Raw genomic sequence first — 17,513 nt, forward strand, 5'->3', positions numbered from 1 at the left:
ATCAGCCAGCGGGATCACCTACAAATGACTACAGAATTAATTGAAACATTTCCGGCCGATCATAAGGCCGGCTTCGTCAGTATCGTTGGCAAGCCCAACGTCGGTAAATCTACCCTGATGAACCAGCTCGTCGGTGAGCGGTTGTCGATCATCACCTCCAAAGCCCAGACCACTCGTCACCGCATTATGGGCATCCTGAACGGAACGCACAATGGTCAGGAATTCCAGCTCGTTTATTCAGATACACCAGGCATCATTAAGCCGCTCTATAAGCTCCATGAATCCATGATGAGCTTTGTGCGCGGTTCACTTGAAGACGCCGATGTGGTGTTGTTCGTAACGGATATTTTTGAGCAACACGATGAAAACGATGTTATTGAACGATTGCAGAAATCAGAAGTCCCTATCTTGCTTCTGATCAATAAAATCGATCAGGCAACTCAGGCTCAGGTCGATGAGAAAATAGCCTATTGGCAGGAGCACTTCAAAGCACAGGAAATTATTCCTATATCGGCCCTCAATAACTTTAATATTGATCGTGTCTTTGAGGGAATTATCAGCCGTCTGCCACAACATCCGCCTTACTTTCCTAAAGATGAGCTGACCGATAAACCCGAACGGTTCTTTGCATCGGAGATTATTCGCGAAAAGATTTTCCTGAATTACAAGAAAGAAGTCCCTTACAGCAGTGAGGTGGTGATTATTGGCTTCAAGGAGAAAGAAGATATCATTGTTGTTCAGGCAGAAATTCTGGTTGAACGGGCCACGCAACGGGCGATTCTGCTTGGCGAAGGTGGTAAGATGATTAAGAAAACGGGCATTATGGCTCGCGAAGAGCTCGAGCGTTTTTTCGGCAAAAAAGTATTTCTGGAACAATTCGTAAAAGTAGAACCCGACTGGCGTCAAAAAGACCGGATGCTCAAACGCTTGGGATACGACGAATAAGTACTATCAGGAGCGAAAAGAGAACAGTTGGGCGTTGCTGGCGCATCCATTATTGTGGCGTCTGCAACGCCTAACATCTCGTTTCTCGCTCCTCACTCCTTCAAAAAAATGGCAAATATTGTTGCAATCGTTGGCCGCCCAAATGTGGGCAAGTCCACGCTGTTTAACCGCCTGACGGAACAACGGCAGGCCATCATGGATAATCAAAGTGGTGTTACCCGCGACCGTCATTATGGTACGGCCGAGTGGAATAATAAATACTTTACAGTCATTGACACAGGTGGCTATGTTGTTGGATCAGAAGATATATTTGAAGAATCGATCCGAGAACAGGTTGAAATAGCCATTCAGGAATCAACCGTACTGTTGTTTGTTGTTGATACACAAACCGGTATTACGGGGCTTGATGAAGATTTTGCCAATGTGCTGCGTCGTTCTAAAAAACCAGTTTACATCGTTGCCAACAAGGCAGAAACGGCCGATAGGGCGCATAGTGCAACAGAATTTTATGGTCTTGGTCTGGGCGAACCGTATCCGATTTCATCGATGACTGGTACCGGAACGGGCGATCTTCTGGATGAAGTAATCAAACATTTTCCGACAGAAGGGGTGGCCGATCCGGATGCTGGCATTCCGCGTATTGCCATTCTGGGTCGCCCGAATGTTGGTAAATCATCGTTTCTAAACGTTCTCACGGGTCAGGATCGTAGTATAGTAACCGACATTGCCGGTACAACCCGCGACGCTATCAATACTCGTTATAAAGCATACGGAAAAGATTTTATTCTGACCGATACGGCTGGTATTCGACGGAAAGCTCGTATTCAGGACAACATCGAGTTTTATTCGACACTTCGGGCGCTAAAGGCCATGGAAGATTCGGATGTATGTGTCATTATGCTCGACGCCACACGAGGCCTTGAAGCCCAGGATCTGAACATCATAGGGCAGGCTGTAAAGGCTAAAAAGGGTATTGTGATTATGGTGAATAAATGGGATGCCGTCGAGAAAGATCACCGGACGGCCGATGTTCTGCGCAAGGAGATGATTCAGCGGATGATGCCAATCGATTATCTGCCTATCATTTTCGCGTCGGTCCATGAAAAACAGCGTATTTTCCAGGTTATGGAAAAAGCGATGGAGGTCTACGAAAATAAGAGCAAGAAGATCGCTACCTCAAAGTTGAATGATGCGCTGCAACCGGAGATCGAAGCCTATCCGCCCCCATCATTGAAGGGTAAAATGATTAAGATCAAGTACATGCTGCAGGTTCCAACGCCTTCGCCAACGTTCGTGTTCTTCTGTAATTTACCTCAATATGTTCAGGAATCGTATCAGCGCTTTCTGGAGAATAAAATTCGGGCCCACTTCGACTTTACAGGTGTGCCAATCACGCTGTTTTTCCGGCAAAAATAGCGCTAAGTAGTGAGCATGCGTGGGTAATAGTATTTAACCAGTGCATGCTCCCTACTCTTTCTCTGGCTTATAATGACCCGCACTAGCTATTGGATTGGGGCTCTTCTTGTTTTTCTGGCAGCTTTTTGCTTTGCTATGAAAGGCGTACTCATTAAACTGGCCTACCAATATTCCATTGATTCTATTTCACTGCTTACACTACGGATGCTCTTTGCGTTACCATTCTATGTGGGTATTGCGCTTAATCTGGCCAAAAAATCTCCGCCAGTTCAACTAACGATCCGTCAGTGGATAATCCTGGCAATGCTCGGGATTACAGGTTATTATTTTGCCAGTTTTTTTAACTTTCTGGGGCTGGTTTATATCACGGCAAGCCTGGAACGAATTCTTCTGTTCGTTTATCCCACCTTCGTTTTACTGATGAATGCCCTGGGATTTGGTCGGCGGGTAACGCGATTGCAACTATTCGCCCTCTTGCTGACCTACGGTGGTATTCTGCTTGCGTTTGTGGGGAATATTGAAACTACTCAGCAAAAAAATGTGCTGCTTGGCGCTTTCTGGGTTATTCTTAGCGGAGTTGTCTATGCCATTTATTTAGTTGGAAGTGACCGGATGATAGCCCGTGTCGGCTCCCAGCGTTTTACCTGCTATGCAATGATAGCAGCTACTGTTCCAACGGTAATTCACTGCCTAATTGAAAATGGGCTGCATTTGGGAGGCTACCCAATGCCTGTTTACGCGCTGGGGCTAAGCATGGGCATTTTCGTAACGGTGATTCCGACGTTTATGATTGCTGAAGGGATTAAACGGGTTGGCTCCGGAAATGCGTCGATTATTGCCAGTATTGGACCAATCTTTACAATTATCCTGGCCACTACGATCCTGCATGAAACCATCAGCATGGAACAAATCATTGGAACCCTTCTCGTGCTGACTGGCGTATTTTTGATTAGCTGGCGTGGTAACCGTCAGACAACAGCCGTTAGTGGCAGTTAGCCAAAAAATACCTGCAAGTAAGTACCATAAAATTGATAGAATAACCGGATAAATATCACGATACAACCTATAAATATATTCTCATGGTAAAATAGGATACAGAAATTTACCTTTAGATAAATTCTATCTCACTTTCAGGAACTTACTAATTCTTAGTGCAGGAATTAATCTAACTTTCATAAAACGCACACCTAATAAATATAAACTTGTATGGCTACCGAAACTAATATGGACGAGGAAAAAAGAATTGACAAAGCAGCTTATGTGCTTAAGGCCGTGGCTCATCCTTTACGCATAAAAATAATTCAGATGTTGAATGAAAATAAGGAGTTGAATGTGTCAACGATCTATAAGAATCTGAACGCAGAACAATCTCTTATTTCTCATCACCTCATCAATATGCGCGATAAAGGTATACTGGATATTCGACGTAGCGGTAAAAACATTTACTATTTTCTGGTAGATACGGCTGTAGCTGAGATCATTGAATGTATCTACAGAAGTAAAATTCTGAACTAGGAATTCAACAATAAAGGCAATGAGTAATTGAAGGCGCCTTGTTTGCTCAGAAACAAATTACCTTAATTACTCATTGCCCCGAGGCCGCTATCCAAACAGCTCGCCCGTCTTATAATGCGGCATGATGCCCAGGTGTATGTAGGCCTTCTCGGTCGCTTCACGCCCACGGGATGTACGCATCAGGAAACCTTCCTGAATCAGAAACGGCTCATATACTTCCTCGATCGTTTCAGCTTCTTCTCCACAGGCCGTTGCAATCGTTGTAATACCAACCGGGCCGCCCTTAAATTTCTCAATGATTGTCGTCAAAATCCGGTTGTCCATATCGTCCAGCCCGTTCTGATCGACCTCAAGCGCACTCAGCGCAATTTCAGCAATCTCCACATTGATATAACCATTACCCCTTACCTGCGCAAAATCGCGGGTTCGGCGCAGCAGGTTATTGGCAATACGGGGTGTTCCCCGGCTTCGGCGCGCAATCTCATACGCACCCTGCTCATCGATTGGCGTACTCAGAATGGCCGATGAACGTTGAACGATACTCGTTAAGAGTTTGGCATCGTAATACTCCAGCCGACAGCTGATACCAAATCGCGCCCGCAGGGGTGATGTCAGCATACCGGCACGGGTTGTGGCACCAATGAGCGTAAATGGATTCAGTTTGATCTGTACCGTTCGGGCATTTGGGCCCGAATCGAGCATGATGTCGATCTTATAGTCTTCCATTGCCGAGTACAGGTATTCTTCTACAATCGGATTGAGCCGGTGGATCTCGTCAATGAACAATACGTCGTTTGGTTGCAGATTTGTCAGCAAACCTGCCAGATCGCTGGGCTTATCCAGGACTGGCCCGGAGGTCATCTTGATATTGGCAGTGAGTTCGTTGGCAATGATGTGCGACAGTGTTGTTTTGCCCAGACCCGGAGGTCCATGAAGCAACACATGGTCGAGTGCATCACCCCGCTGCATTGCCGCCCGGACAAAGACTTCGAGGTTTGCCAACACTTTAGCCTGCCCCGTAAAGTCGTCGAACGAAAGCGGCCGAAGTGCCCGTTCAATTTCCTTATCGGTGGCTGACATACCCTCGCCTGTTCCTTTCAGAAAGTCGTTTCGCATGATTTTGATTAGTACAAACCCAGCCGAAAAAACCGCTTTTTTCAGGCCAATTTAAGCGGGTCGTTTACCTCAAATATACGAAAAAAAGCCCGGAAAAACACTATCTGATCAGCAGTACGGAACCTCGTTTTACGAGTTTTCCACGCTCCGGAAACGACTCACTTTTATAGACAATAACGTAGGGATATAACATGGGCGGATAGAGATATCCTTTGTATGTTCCATCCCATTTCTGCTCAGGATTATTGGCAACAAAGATCACTTCGCCCCATCGGTTATACACCCGGAGTTCATAGTCCGTTACGTAAGAGGAGAACACTTGCAGCAAATCATTGACTCCGTCGTTATTGGGCGTGAATGCTTCCGGAACGTTCATCCTTGGCTCACACTTGTTGAGCGCCAGCGATGTACCAAGGGCTGTACAACCCTGTGGATCAGTCACTACTACCTGATACTGGCCCGCCCTGGTAACGGTAATCGCTCGGGTAGTATCATTGCGGTTTAGCCATAAATAGCGTAATCCGGTAGACCCATTCGCAATAATCTGTGCCTTACCCTGATCGCCCTCACAAAGTACAACCTCGCTAGGCAGTGAGAAAGCAGGTGCCGGCCGATCGGATACCTGGGTGCTACTACGGCCAACGCAGCCGGTTTGCGTATTGCGAACAATCAGGCTGTATGAGCCGGGCTGGTTGACGATGATCGATGGCGACGACGCCCCGGTACTCCACTGGTATACATTACCCGGCTGTTGCGCATCTTCTGGTTGCAGCGTAACCGTTTGCCCAACGCATTTCAACTGGTTCGGACTTAATCGGGCAAATCCTGCGCTGTCAAGACCAACCTTGATGCTGTCTTCAATGGCTTTACAACCATTGGCATCCGTCACCTGCACGTTGTATAAACCCTGCCCTGCCTTATCGAACACGGGCGTGTTTGCCACTTGATTGTTGTTCTGATCCAACCAGATATAGCTCACTCCTGTACCACCGGATATGTTCAAACTGATTGTACCGCTATTCGGTATGCTACACAGCGCGTCTTTAACAACGGGCGAAAGCGCTAACTGATTGGCCGATGATTTTAGTGTAAACGCCGTATCCAGCTTACATTCATGGAGGGTGTCTGTTACGCTGATCTTATAACCACCCTCGGGTAGCCCGGTTTGCTGATTGGTTGTACCCGCCAGAACGGCACCATTTGAGCTCGTCCAGTCATACTGGTAGTCTCCGGCCGGGCTAGGTGTAAGTATGATCGATCCGTCAGCGGATGTACAGGCTCTAGGCCCTGTTAGTGCTGCTGCTACTCTTAATTTCGGAAGTTCACTGACGCGAATCGTATCAGAGTTCTCACAAACGGCTCCGTCAATTGGGTCCGACTGTGCTGTTACCGTGTATGTACCTGCCTTTGATACTGAAATCGTTCGTGTATCGCCACCATTGCTCCACTGAAAACGTTTCCAGGTCTGTTGTGGAACGGTCAGGTTGACGGCCGTTCGGTAGCAGAATAATGTATCGGGTCCAAGATCGAGCGATGGTACTGGCCTTATCTGCACATCAATGGTATCGCTTTTGAAACACTCGCCGTTGGCCGCTAAACCGATTACATGATAAAAACCAGGCAAATCTAACTTCAGTGTTTTTTGTCGACTGACAACAGCCCCATTCACCACCCAGACATATACCTTGGCCTGTACTTTCAGGTCCAGCGTCAGTCCTTTTTTGTTACATATTGCCGTATCGGCCCCAAATTTTATGTCAGGCGGTGTTTCAAGAATAGTGAGCGTATCGTAAATGATCGTATCCTTACAAATACCACCGGAACTCGTTCTTGTGACGATATGAAAACTTACCGGATAGTCGCCGGGTTGCTGGTAGGTATGCGTTTGGGGTTGCAGTGCGGTTGTGGAAACCGGAGCGCTGCCATCACCAAAAGTCCAGGTGTATGTTTCCTTTAACTTAGGACAGTTCGGGCTTCCCTGAAATACTGTTGGCTGCCGGGCGCAGGTGTCGGAATACGTGAAACCAGGTCCGCTCGACTGATCGTTGAAGTTGGCGACCAGGTTCGGTAACCCTAATTGGCTCGTTTGCCCGCCCAACGTTTGCCCTACGGGATTAAATATGAGGCTATCGAGTAATCCTCCATTCGGATTTTCGATCGTTCCCAGCGAACTACTGCCCTTGATTGCCACGTATATTCGCCCATCCGGCCCAATCTGAATGGACCCATACTGGCGGGTCGTACTGCTATCCACCACTGTTTTGGAGCCCGTTAAGAGCGAATCTTTCTGAGTCAGGTCATACTTTAAAATATATGATGCCCCTTTCAGGCTCCCATCCGAGTTCGTATCGGCCAGCATCGTTACATATAGGCTCTTTCCATCGGGCGAAAACTCGACACCGTATGCTTTGGGTGGGGCAGCCCCCAGATCAAGCGTTCGGTTAAAGGTCATTTTCCCCGTTGAATCGTTGAAGGTGTATAGATCGACCGAGTTTTTCGGCGGGCCGGGAATAACTACCGCCATAGGACGATCACCCTTATTGCCACCCGTCGTATCAGCCGGGCCAATCTTGATATACCCCTCAGCATTTGCCAGTGAATCTATGACCTGCCCACCTGTATAGGTTGTTACAATGGGATTTTCGCTGGTTGTCAGGTGCCGGATCTGGAACGTATTGGTGCCATATTGCCGGGTAATGACCCAGTAGGTAGAGTCCCGATCGTTCCGAACCGATGCCGACTGTTCCGTACCTTTATTCGATAATGGTATGTTCTTCTCGACAATAGCGCCTTTACCAGCATTCTGACGCATATCAACAACGCTGTAGGTCAGTGTTTTCTGCCCACGTATCTCAGAGGTTGTGTATACGTAGTAGAGGTACTCACACCCACGGCAGGTAGGTTTAGGCACAATCAGGGCCGATTGCGTAGAGTTTTTATTACCATCCAGCGGAATCTGCACGGCCGTTGTATCACCCGGCACGAGCGACTTCATCGGTTTGCCGTCTTTGTCATAGATTGTTATCCCATCGGTATAGAATAACAGAATACCTTTTGAATTGGCAATAGACGATGAACCTTCAATCGTATTCAATTTACCGTCCGTAATCGGCTTAGGAGACCCGCCCCCGCTAAAGTCAAGTCCGGCATTTCCACCAAAATACCATTTAACCCCCTGCGACTCTTTTTTCTCTCCGCAGACATCGACATTAATACGATCCTGATAGGTACACTGCGTTCTTGGATCAATTACTTCTATTGAGTAACATCCTGAACTATCAACCTGAATACTTTGAGTTGTGTCTCCTTTCGGGTACCACAGGTAATTGTAGTTAGGTTGCGTACTACCCGCATACGGGTCAAGTGTAATCGTTTCGCCTTTACAGATGGTTGTATCAGTCCGCCAGTTCTGAAAAGCCTGAGGCCGGTTATATACCTGAAGACTTTTTGATACTGTCTGTGTAACACCATTGACTGTTCGGGTCAGCGTAACGGTATATCTCCCCGCTGTCTGATAGACATGTTGCTCAACTGAATCTTTTTGTGTCGTAGCTGTACCGCCATCACCAAAATTCCACACGCGGGTCGTTACACCCGTTAATACACTATCTGTAAATACGACAGAATCGGCTTTACATTCTACATCAGGCACGCAGGTTTTACCACTGATTTTAAAACCGGTAGTTGTCTGCGCCCAGGCTGTAGTACGCCCTGCCAGCAAGAGTAGCATGGCCCCAAACCAAATGAAACTGAGACGGCCAATATAAGTTACCATGAAAAAACGCTGAATAAGCCCACCTGCACAAATTCATCCCCTGGCATAACAGACAACGGGGGCATTACGTTAGTATAAACGAAGTCGCTTCGTTAAAATTTTATCGTCTTATAACCGTTAAAATCGGCAGGAACTAAGCTAATTTTATCGGTTATTTATGTTCTCTAATACTCTTTTTTCATTTGGAATGTTGCAACCGCGAAGTTGGCCCAGTCTTTGCCCTTATATCGCAGCTATGAGTAAGAAATACGTATTGGCGGTTTTGGCGTTGGCTTTCAGCCAACTGGCCTTCGCGCAGGATCCGCAGTTCACCCAGTTTTATGCCGCTCCTCTTTATCTGAACCCCGCTTTTGCCGGTTCAGCCTTGGCACCACGCATTACGGCTAATTACCGAAATCAATGGCCCGCCATTACCAACTATGTGACCACAATGGTTGGTCTGGACCATTATTTCGACCGATTTAATAGCGGTGTAGGCCTTTTAATTCAGAATGATAATCAGGGTCAAGGTAGGATTCAATCTACCGAAATAGGGTTGCAATACTCATACCAGCTTCAGGTCAGTGAATCGTCTTTTGTTCGATTTGGCCTACAGGGGTCGTATGTTAATCGGAATGTTAACTATTTTGGCTTAACGACTGGCGATCAGTTTACTGACCAGGGTTTTATCAGCGGTAGCGTTTCGCAGGACCCTACTTTACTGGCAGGATCACCTAAAAATAAATATCTTGATTTTTCGACCGGCGCGTTATTCTACTCAGACTGGTTCTGGGTCGGTGCAGCGGCTCACCATATCAACCGGCCTGACCAGGGATTTTTTGTCAGTGGACAGAATCGCCTGCCTATAAAAGGGAGCTTTCAGGCTGGATTACGCATTCCTCTGGGTGGTTTTACCGGGCTAGCCGATGAACAGGATCGCGAAATCAGTTTCTCGCCCGTTATCCTCTACAAATTTCAGGGTAAATACGACCAGCTGGATATTGGTGCCTACCTAACCTACTCGCCTTTAACGATAGGGGCCTATTATCGGGGTATTCCGTTCAAGCGATACGAACAAACCATCAATAACCACGATGCGGTGGCACTGCTGGCTGGCTGGCGCATGGAAAAGTTTTCGATTGGTTATAGCTACGATTTCACCGTTTCGACGCTTGGCAATAGCGGTGGCTCACACGAATTATCGCTGTCCTACATCTTCGAAAAGCCAGAAGGTCGCCGGTCGGGTGTCAGAAAACGGGATAAAAAGCTTCCCTGTCCGAAATTTTAATAGGTGGGCAATTGAGTTACCAGGTCAATTCGCGTAACGGGCTAATTCGTTCCTGAATAATCAGTTGATCGTCCCTGCTTATTAATTTCTTAGTTACTCATTTACCAACCTACCCCAAATCTTTCACAACTAGCTGCACAGTGTAGCGGCTTTTTTGTTCCAGCAGCAGCTTTTTGTTGACCAGTACCCGGTCAATGGTACTCTGGTCATAGTAGCGAATGGTGATCAGTTCTAAACCATCGTTGTAGCTGACCCGGAAATCCTGTCTTAACTGACCCAGCAGTTCAGGAATACGGTCCTGATTATTATCAACGACGACCGAAAAGCTGATTGCCGTATTCTGCATAAGGTTGATTTTAATGCCTGCCTGAGCAAACCGCCCAAAAATTCGACTCAGATTATCTTCTGCGATGAACGAAAAATCATTGGGATGTAATGAAATCAGAACCTGATTGATCTTAAAAATAAATGATGGAATCAACAGGTGGCGCTCGTAATGACCAATAACCGTTCCGGGTGCATCGGGCTTTACGAACGACCGTACGTATAATGGGATGCCTTTGTTCTGTAAAGGCTTGATGGTTTTAGGGTGAATAACCGTAGCACCGTAGTAAGCCAGTTCAATAGCATCCTGATAGGTTATCTTTTCTAATAAAACAGTCTGATCAAACCATTTAGGATCGGCATTCAGAACGCCGGGCACATCCTTCCAGATCGTAACGCTTTCGGCGTTGAGGCAATAGGCAAAAATGGCGGCCGTATAATCCGAACCTTCACGCCCAAGCGTAGTTGTCCGACCATCGGGTGACTGGCCGATGAACCCTTGTGTTACCGTTACAGCAGCTGTGGTTACGGTATTATTTATACGTCGATTTGTTTCCTCCCAGTCTACCCGCCCCTCCCGAAATGTTACATCAGTAGCAATCAGCTGGCGGGCATCCGTCCAGCGGGTTGCTATGCCTGTATTGGCTAAATAAGCCGCCACAATCTGGGTCGACATGATTTCACCCAACGAAACAATCTGGTCATAAACTTCGTCATACAGACCAGTGAAAGGCTGTTTTAGGTAAGCTTCCAGGGTTTCAAGGGTTTGATAGACGCTGGTGAAATTACCCGTTAGCCCATGTATAATGCTCTCGTGGTAGGAGCGAATCGTTTGCAGTCGAGCCTGAATTTGGCCGGGCCTGGGGTTTATATAAGCACGCACCAGGTCTTCAAGTGCATTTGTCGTTTTTCCCATAGCCGACACGACTACTACAGCGTTTTTTCCCTGTGTCCGAACGATTTCGGCCAGATTCTGCACACCTGCTGCGTCTTTTACCGATGCTCCACCAAACTTGAATACTTTCATATTGAAATAAAAAAACAGGATTACAGAGTCAACAAGATTTGTGATCCTGTTAATTCTGTAATCCTGCTAAAAAATTAGTTTTAAACCGTTACTGAACGCCCAGTGAAGAGCAATTCGCGGACGGCATCAGCAATACCCTGTGGATCGAACCCACATTCATGGTGAAGCTCTCTCTGTTCGCCATGCTCAATTACTGCGTCAGGAATACCTAATCGCTTAACACGGGCCATATAGCCATGATTAGCCATAAATTCGAGGACAGCGCTACCAAACCCTCCCATAATACAGCCATCTTCAACGGTAAGTACCCGATCGAAACGGCCGAAAATCTGATGAAGAAGCTCTTCATCGAGCGGTTTCACGTAGCGCATATCAAAATGAGCAGGCCGAATTCCTTCTTTAGCCAGCATTGTGGCGGCTTCAACGGCATAATTGCCGATGTGGCCAATTGTTAGAATAGCAACATCTTCACCATCGGAAACCATTCTGCCTTTACCGACCACTTGTTTTTCAAGCGGTGTGCGCCAGTTCGACATAACACCTTCACCCCGTGGATACCGGATTGTGAAGGCCCGCTTGCCTTGCTGTATTTCGTCGGACTGTGCGGTGTACATCATATTGCGAAGCTCCTGCTCATTCATCGGCGACGCAACAATCATATTAGGTATGCAGCGCATAAAAGCCAGGTCATAGGCTCCGTGGTGTGTTGGCCCATCGGCTCCCGCAAAACCGGCCCGGTCGAGGCAGAAAACTACGGGCAGTTCCTGAATACACACATCATGGATGACCTGATCATAAGCCCGCTGCATGAACGTCGAGTAGATGTTGCAGAACACCACTTCACCCTGCGTAGCCATTCCGGCCGAGAACGTAACGGCATGCTGCTCGGCAATCCCGACGTCGAAGGCTCGCTTAGGCATGGCCTTCATCATAATGTTCATCGATGAACCAGAAGGCATGGCGGGTGTTACGCCCACAATACGCGGGTTTTGCTCGGCCAGTTCAACTAGCGTATTCCCGAAAACGTCCTGATATTTTGGCGGTTGGGGCGTATCATAGATTTTTTTCTGAATGACCCCAGTCACTTTATCGAACAGGCCCGGTGCGTGCCATTTGGTCTGGTCTTTCTCAGCCGGTGCGTAGCCCTTACCTTTCACCGTAAGAACGTGCAGTAATTTAGGGCCAGGAATATTTTTGAGGTCGTCCAGTACGCTCACCAGATGATCGATATCATGGCCGTCGATTGGACCAAAATAGCGTAGGTTCAGCGATTCGAACAGATTGCTCTGATCCAGCAGCGACGATTTAATACCAGACTCGACTTTAGATACGATTTCCTGCGCGCTCTTGCCAAACTTGCTCATTTTACCGAGCAGGTTCCAGACTTCGTCTTTCACCTTGTTGTAGGTCTGCGACGTCGTAATATCGGTCAGGTACTCCCGCAGAGCCCCAACGTTGGGGTCGATGCTCATGCAGTTATCGTTCAGCACGATGAGCAGGTTACTGTCTGTTGCTCCGGCATGGTTCATGCCTTCGAATGCTTCGCCAGCGGTCATAGCGCCATCGCCGATAACGGCAATGTGGTTACGCTGTGGTTTTCCCTGAAGCTGCGACGCAACAGCCATACCCAAAGCGGCCGAAATCGAGGTAGACGAATGACCTACACCAAATGAATCATATTGGCTTTCTTTTCGCTTCGGAAAGCCTGAAAGACCTTTATAGAATCGATTGGTATGAAAACGGTCGCGCCGACCGGTAAGAATTTTATGACCGTAGGCCTGATGCCCTACATCCCAGACCAATTGGTCGTCGGGGGTGTTAAAGACGTAGTGTAACGCTACTGTCAGTTCCACAACACCGAGGCTGGCGCCAAAGTGGCCGCCATATACCGAAACATCATCGATAATAAATTGGCGGAGTTCGTCGGCAAGCTGGGGCAGGCGGGATTTATCGAGTTTACGAAGATCGTCAGGCGTATTGATGGTGGCCAGAAGACTGCCAGGGGTAATCAGCATGGTAGGTAGCAGAAAAGCGTCTGTATCACAATAACAAACGTATAGAATGCAATGTTTCCTTCGGCGGTTGACCCGGTAATTCAGGGAGCGAAGGTAATTTATTTTTATTAGATTTATAAATAATCTAAGCCCCCGGTCGCCTGAACATATACGCAGACGGTGGGAGCTTAGATTTTGAAAAGATTCAGGTTTGCTGATAGCTATCTTTCGACCTAAACTATATTCGTTAAATCATAAACTGAATCTCAATTTACAGTTTTTGATTCAGGCTTACTTTGCTACTGGAACAGGCTAAAATTTAGTAACCGGTGAAATTAATTCCGCTGGCTGGCTCTGAATAGCTTTTGTTTCTCTTCGCGGGTTAGGCTTTCATAACCCGATCGAGAAATTTTATCCAGGATCATATCTACTTCATCCTGGTCGGGTGTTGAAATAGCTGTTGCCGATGTGCTGGTCGATGCATAAACACTACCCTGTGCACTGGCGCTGCTACGCTGCCGATAGGACACCTTCACGGCCGGTTTTGGTTTAAACAAATTGCTCCATCCATCGACTAACCAGTAAATAGGACGACCCAGATCAGTACCATTCTGAAGCAGTTTCACGTAGAAAAAGCCCATTAAGGCTCCGCCCAGGTGAGCAATATTACCACCCGCATTTGGTCCTACCGATTGCGCAAACGATAAAACGACGAAGAAGAAAACGATATATTTAATCCGGACAGGTCCGAAGAAAAGCAGGTGAAATGTGTAGTTAGGCAGCAGGGTGGCGGCACCAACCGCTACAGACAAAGCCGCAGCCGACGCACCCAGCATTTGTGATCCAGCCAGTTGGTTCTGAAAATAAGGCACCAGATTATACATAGCCAGATAAAACAGCCCACCAGCAATGCCCCCCATAATGTACAGCCCTACTAACCGACGGCTACCTAAATATTCGTCGATTAACCGGCCAAACCAGTATAGAAACAGCATATTGAAAAGAATATGGAAAATCTCTTCATGTGCGAAAATATGGGTCATCAACGTCCAGGGCCTATGGAGGAACCCAGTGATCGAGGCCGGAATAGCCAGATTATCAATGACAAGACCATAAATAGTTGTCGCACTCAGCAAATGCGACGCTACATATAAGGTGACCACGGCCAGATACACGACTGTATTGACCAGTATCAATTGCACCAACGTGTTGTTGGGCTTGCTGAATTCGCTCCGAAAGTCATCGAACAACCCGCTCATCACTAATAAAAAGTTTTCCGCTGTGAATTCCAGTATTTCACTAATATAAATGCAAACAACATGCCGCCAATATGAGCAAAATGGGCTACGTTGTCAGCTTGCGCCCGATAGACGCCGGAGTAGATTTCGTAGGCCCCGTAAAATATAACGAGGTACTTTGCTTTAATCGGTATAGGTGGAAACAATAAAAATAACTGAGTGTTCGGAAACAATAAACCAAATGCCATAATCACGCCAAAAATCGCGCCCGATGCACCTACCATCGGCTCGTTGACCTGATTCGTAAAAATCTGGTTCACAATAGCCAGGCTGTCCTGAATATTTTTAGAATCGTGTGGATAACTCTTGAATTTCTCAATAAACGGCACTAACCGATCATAATAGGAACTGGCATGTTGATCTACAAACGCCGAAAACGCGTCGAAACCAGGACTATGCTGGTAATTCTGAACGGTTTCATATACGCTTTGCATCTCAAAATAGTTTACTCCTGAAAACAAAAATGCGGCTCCCAGCCCCGTAAAAAAGTAAAAGAACGTAAACCGACGCGGTCCCCAGAATTGTTCAAGCATTGGGCCAAATACAATTAACCCAATCATATTACTAAACAAATGGCCAAAACCACCATGTAAAAACATGTGGGTAAGCAACTGAATCGGATTAAACTGCTCAGACAGAAACGAATGCAACCCAAATTGCTCAATTACACTGTCATTTGTAACAAAAAAAACCAATACGTTGAGAATCAGTATAACTCGAACAACTGGGGTAAAAGAAAACATCGCTTCAGATTTTACAATTTACTTCTTTAACTGATTTCTTATCGAAAAAGTCCCGCAATTTTATCTAACGATAATATCGTCGTAACCGGTTCGCCAGTTGGTGTATAACTAGGGTTCGATGAAGCAAACAATTGACCGACAAGTGCCTTCCGTTCGGTCAGGCTCAATCGGGTAATATGACGCTGAGACGACCGCCGGGCCAGCGACCTCGCCATCGACTCCGCCCGGTCTAATTTTAACCGTCCGGTATCGGCACGAAGCTGAGCCAGAAGATTCGCAAACAGTTCCTCTTCGTTTTCTCCGGTTGTCAGTGTCGGCACGCCCCGAATCACAAAGGTATTCTGCCCCAATTCGTCGAACTGAAAACCAAGATTAATCAGATCATCACGCAAATCTAGCGCCAGTTGGAAGTCTACCGGTGTAAGTGTAACTGTTTTTGGAAAAAGTAATTGCTGTGATACACCATTTCGTTTAGTCAGCGCAGCATGAAACTGATCATACAATACTCGCTCATAGGCTCTACGCTGGTCAATTAGCATCACTCCAGACTTGATCGTAGCTAAAAGGTAACGGTTCTGAATCTGAACAATATTTTCGTCCTCAACAACGGCCGATACATCCTGAAGCTGATTGGCCCGGCTACCCAGCGTCAAAGCTTCACTTTCGACAGGCTCACCGGCAGAAGCTGGCTCAACCGGCTTTGCGGGTCCCAGCCAATCGCCAACTGGTTCTGTTTGTTTCGATTCATCTGATTCCTTCATCCCTTTAAACAAAGCCTGCCAGTTGTTGCTACTAGGCTTTTGGGGCATATCGAAGCTACTACCAGCTGCTTTATCGAGTGAATCCGTACGAAACGTTACCCGTTCGGGTTTCGGCTTCTGGTCGGCCGATTGCCCGCCCGATGACCAGGAAGGCGTAATAGGACGGGGAATATCCGCTTTAATGTCGGAAGGTGCTGGTCGGCTTCCGCCAGACCGGCCACCCGACAGAAAATTAACATCCGAGTCGAAATCGAGCGATGGAGACAGATTATAGACACCAACAGCTTTCCGGACAGCCGCCATCATAATGGCATAGACCGATCGCTCATCATCGAATTTAATTTCCGTTTTTGTGGGGTGAATATTGATGTCGATATGGGATGGATCGATATCGACAAATAACACGTAGAATGGATGGCTACCTTCCGGCAAGGTGCCCTCATATGCACCTACCACCGCATGGTGCAGGTAATTATGTTTGATAAAACGGTTGTTGACGAAGAAAAACTGTTCGTTACGTGCTTTTTTGGCCGACTCGGGTTTGCCGATGTAGCCACGAACGGTTACATAAGGCGTTTGTTCTTCGCAGTAATTTAACTGCTCGCGGTAACTCTTACCGAACATGTCGATGATCCGGCGGCTAAGTTTTCCGGCAGGCAGATTATAAATCTCCTGATCGTTATGAAATAATGAAAAGCCAACTTCTGGATTAGCCAGAGCTACCCGTTGAAACTCATCGATGATGTGCCGCATCTCGACCGAGTTTGATTTCAGAAAATTACGGCGGGCCGGAACATTGAAGAAGAGGTTCTTGATAAGCAGATTGGTTCCCGGCAGGCACGAAATAGCCTCCTGTGCTTTTATATCAGAGCCTTCAATCCGAATCAGCGTACCCAGTTCGTCTTCTGCCCGACGGGTACGCATTTCTACCTGCGCTACGGCCGCAATCGACGCCAGTGCCTCACCCCGAAATCCCATCGTACGAATGCGAAACAGGTCATCTGACGAGCGGATTTTAGAGGTTGCGTGCCGTTCGAAACTCATACGGGCATCCGTTTCGGTCATGCCTACGCCATCGTCCACGATCTGAATCAGGTTCCTGCCCGCTTCACGGATAATTACCTGCACGGATTTGGCCTTTGCATCTACTGAATTTTCGAGCAACTCTTTTACAACTGACGCTGGTCGTTGTACGACCTCACCAGCCGCAATTTGGTTAGCAATCGAATCGGGCAGTAGCTGAATAACATTTAACATGACTGACTGATAAGGACCCTCCGGTGCGGTCATTTGCCGCTCTATACAAGATACAACAAAATTAACCTTAAAAAA

The 17,513-nt window shown here is 47.1% G+C and carries 12 protein-coding genes; 5 read left to right on the top strand and 7 right to left on the bottom strand.

Features of this window, described 5'->3' with window-relative positions; all coding sequences use genetic code 11:
• Positions 1-24: 24 nt before the first annotated feature.
• From era to GJR95_RS28580, 4 genes are all read left to right on the top strand, one after another.
• The gene (gene era, locus GJR95_RS28565) at positions 25-945 is read left to right on the top strand and encodes a GTPase Era (protein WP_162389106.1); all 921 of its coding nucleotides are present in this window, start codon (positions 25-27) and stop codon (positions 943-945) included.
• A 108-nt stretch (positions 946-1,053) separates the two neighbouring features.
• Positions 1,054-2,361: a ribosome biogenesis GTPase Der gene (der, locus tag GJR95_RS28570; protein ID WP_162389107.1), complete on the top strand. Its 1,308-nt coding sequence runs from the start codon at positions 1,054-1,056 to the stop codon at positions 2,359-2,361.
• A gap of 72 nt (positions 2,362-2,433) precedes the next feature.
• Entirely contained in the window at positions 2,434-3,357 is a 924-nt protein-coding gene (locus GJR95_RS28575; RefSeq protein ID WP_162389108.1) for a DMT family transporter, read from the top strand.
• Positions 3,358-3,567: 210 nt separating this feature from the next.
• Positions 3,568-3,876, top strand: a complete 309-nt coding sequence (locus GJR95_RS28580) for an ArsR/SmtB family transcription factor (RefSeq protein ID WP_162389109.1) — start codon at positions 3,568-3,570, stop codon at positions 3,874-3,876.
• An 87-nt stretch (positions 3,877-3,963) separates the two neighbouring features.
• Here GJR95_RS28580 and ruvB read toward each other — a convergent pair whose 3' ends face one another.
• The gene (gene ruvB / locus GJR95_RS28585; RefSeq protein WP_162389110.1) at positions 3,964-4,992 is read right to left on the bottom strand and encodes a Holliday junction branch migration DNA helicase RuvB; all 1,029 of its coding nucleotides are present in this window, start codon (positions 4,990-4,992) and stop codon (positions 3,964-3,966) included.
• Positions 4,993-5,092: 100 nt separating this feature from the next.
• Positions 5,093-8,767: a PKD domain-containing protein gene (locus tag GJR95_RS28590; RefSeq protein WP_232540887.1), complete on the bottom strand. Its 3,675-nt coding sequence runs from the start codon at positions 8,765-8,767 to the stop codon at positions 5,093-5,095.
• Positions 8,768-9,002: 235 nt separating this feature from the next.
• Here GJR95_RS28590 and GJR95_RS28595 point away from each other — a divergent pair, with 235 nt between their 5' ends.
• On the top strand, positions 9,003-10,034 hold the full coding sequence (locus GJR95_RS28595) for a PorP/SprF family type IX secretion system membrane protein (protein WP_162389111.1): 1,032 nt from the start codon (positions 9,003-9,005) through the stop codon (positions 10,032-10,034).
• A 109-nt stretch (positions 10,035-10,143) separates the two neighbouring features.
• Here the strand turns inward: GJR95_RS28595 and GJR95_RS28600 are convergent, their stop codons facing one another.
• From GJR95_RS28600 to mutL, 5 genes are all read right to left on the bottom strand, one after another.
• Positions 10,144-11,385 carry an aspartate kinase gene (locus tag GJR95_RS28600; protein ID WP_162389112.1) on the bottom strand — a complete coding sequence of 414 codons (1,242 nt, stop codon included), beginning with the start codon at positions 11,383-11,385 and terminating at the stop codon, positions 10,144-10,146.
• Positions 11,386-11,465: 80 nt separating this feature from the next.
• Positions 11,466-13,400 carry a 1-deoxy-D-xylulose-5-phosphate synthase gene (gene dxs, locus GJR95_RS28605; RefSeq protein WP_162389113.1) on the bottom strand — a complete coding sequence of 645 codons (1,935 nt, stop codon included), beginning with the start codon at positions 13,398-13,400 and terminating at the stop codon, positions 11,466-11,468.
• A 314-nt stretch (positions 13,401-13,714) separates the two neighbouring features.
• The gene (locus GJR95_RS28610) at positions 13,715-14,638 is read right to left on the bottom strand and encodes a rhomboid family intramembrane serine protease (protein ID WP_162389114.1); all 924 of its coding nucleotides are present in this window, start codon (positions 14,636-14,638) and stop codon (positions 13,715-13,717) included.
• Positions 14,639-14,640: 2 nt separating this feature from the next.
• Entirely contained in the window at positions 14,641-15,420 is a 780-nt protein-coding gene (locus GJR95_RS28615) for a rhomboid family intramembrane serine protease (RefSeq protein ID WP_162389115.1), read from the bottom strand.
• A 38-nt stretch (positions 15,421-15,458) separates the two neighbouring features.
• Positions 15,459-17,438 carry a DNA mismatch repair endonuclease MutL gene (gene mutL, locus GJR95_RS28620; RefSeq protein ID WP_162389116.1) on the bottom strand — a complete coding sequence of 660 codons (1,980 nt, stop codon included), beginning with the start codon at positions 17,436-17,438 and terminating at the stop codon, positions 15,459-15,461.
• Positions 17,439-17,513: the final 75 nt, after the last annotated feature.

Origin of the sequence: Spirosoma endbachense, from assembly GCF_010233585.1 — a bacterium.
GTDB lineage: Bacteria > Bacteroidota > Bacteroidia > Cytophagales > Spirosomataceae > Spirosoma > Spirosoma endbachense.

Excerpts from the sequence above, each read along its gene's own strand:
- GJR95_RS28600 (WP_162389112.1), bottom strand. The coding sequence starts at position 11,385 with ATGAAAGTATTCAAGTTTGGTGGAGCATCGGTAAAAGACGCAGCAGGT.
- GJR95_RS28610 (WP_162389114.1), bottom strand. The coding sequence starts at position 14,638 with ATGAGCGGGTTGTTCGATGACTTTCGGAGCGAATTCAGCAAGCCCAAC.
- GJR95_RS28615 (WP_162389115.1), bottom strand. The coding sequence starts at position 15,420 with ATGTTTTCTTTTACCCCAGTTGTTCGAGTTATACTGATTCTCAACGTA.
- era (WP_162389106.1), top strand. The coding sequence starts at position 25 with ATGACTACAGAATTAATTGAAACATTTCCGGCCGATCATAAGGCCGGC.
- der (WP_162389107.1), top strand. The coding sequence starts at position 1,054 with ATGGCAAATATTGTTGCAATCGTTGGCCGCCCAAATGTGGGCAAGTCC.
- GJR95_RS28590 (WP_232540887.1), bottom strand. The coding sequence starts at position 8,767 with ATGGTAACTTATATTGGCCGTCTCAGTTTCATTTGGTTTGGGGCCATG.
- ruvB (WP_162389110.1), bottom strand. The coding sequence starts at position 4,992 with ATGCGAAACGACTTTCTGAAAGGAACAGGCGAGGGTATGTCAGCCACC.
- mutL (WP_162389116.1), bottom strand. The coding sequence starts at position 17,438 with ATGTTAAATGTTATTCAGCTACTGCCCGATTCGATTGCTAACCAAATT.
- dxs (WP_162389113.1), bottom strand. The coding sequence starts at position 13,400 with ATGCTGATTACCCCTGGCAGTCTTCTGGCCACCATCAATACGCCTGAC.
- GJR95_RS28575 (WP_162389108.1), top strand. The coding sequence starts at position 2,434 with ATGACCCGCACTAGCTATTGGATTGGGGCTCTTCTTGTTTTTCTGGCA.
- GJR95_RS28580 (WP_162389109.1), top strand. The coding sequence starts at position 3,568 with ATGGCTACCGAAACTAATATGGACGAGGAAAAAAGAATTGACAAAGCA.
- GJR95_RS28595 (WP_162389111.1), top strand. The coding sequence starts at position 9,003 with ATGAGTAAGAAATACGTATTGGCGGTTTTGGCGTTGGCTTTCAGCCAA.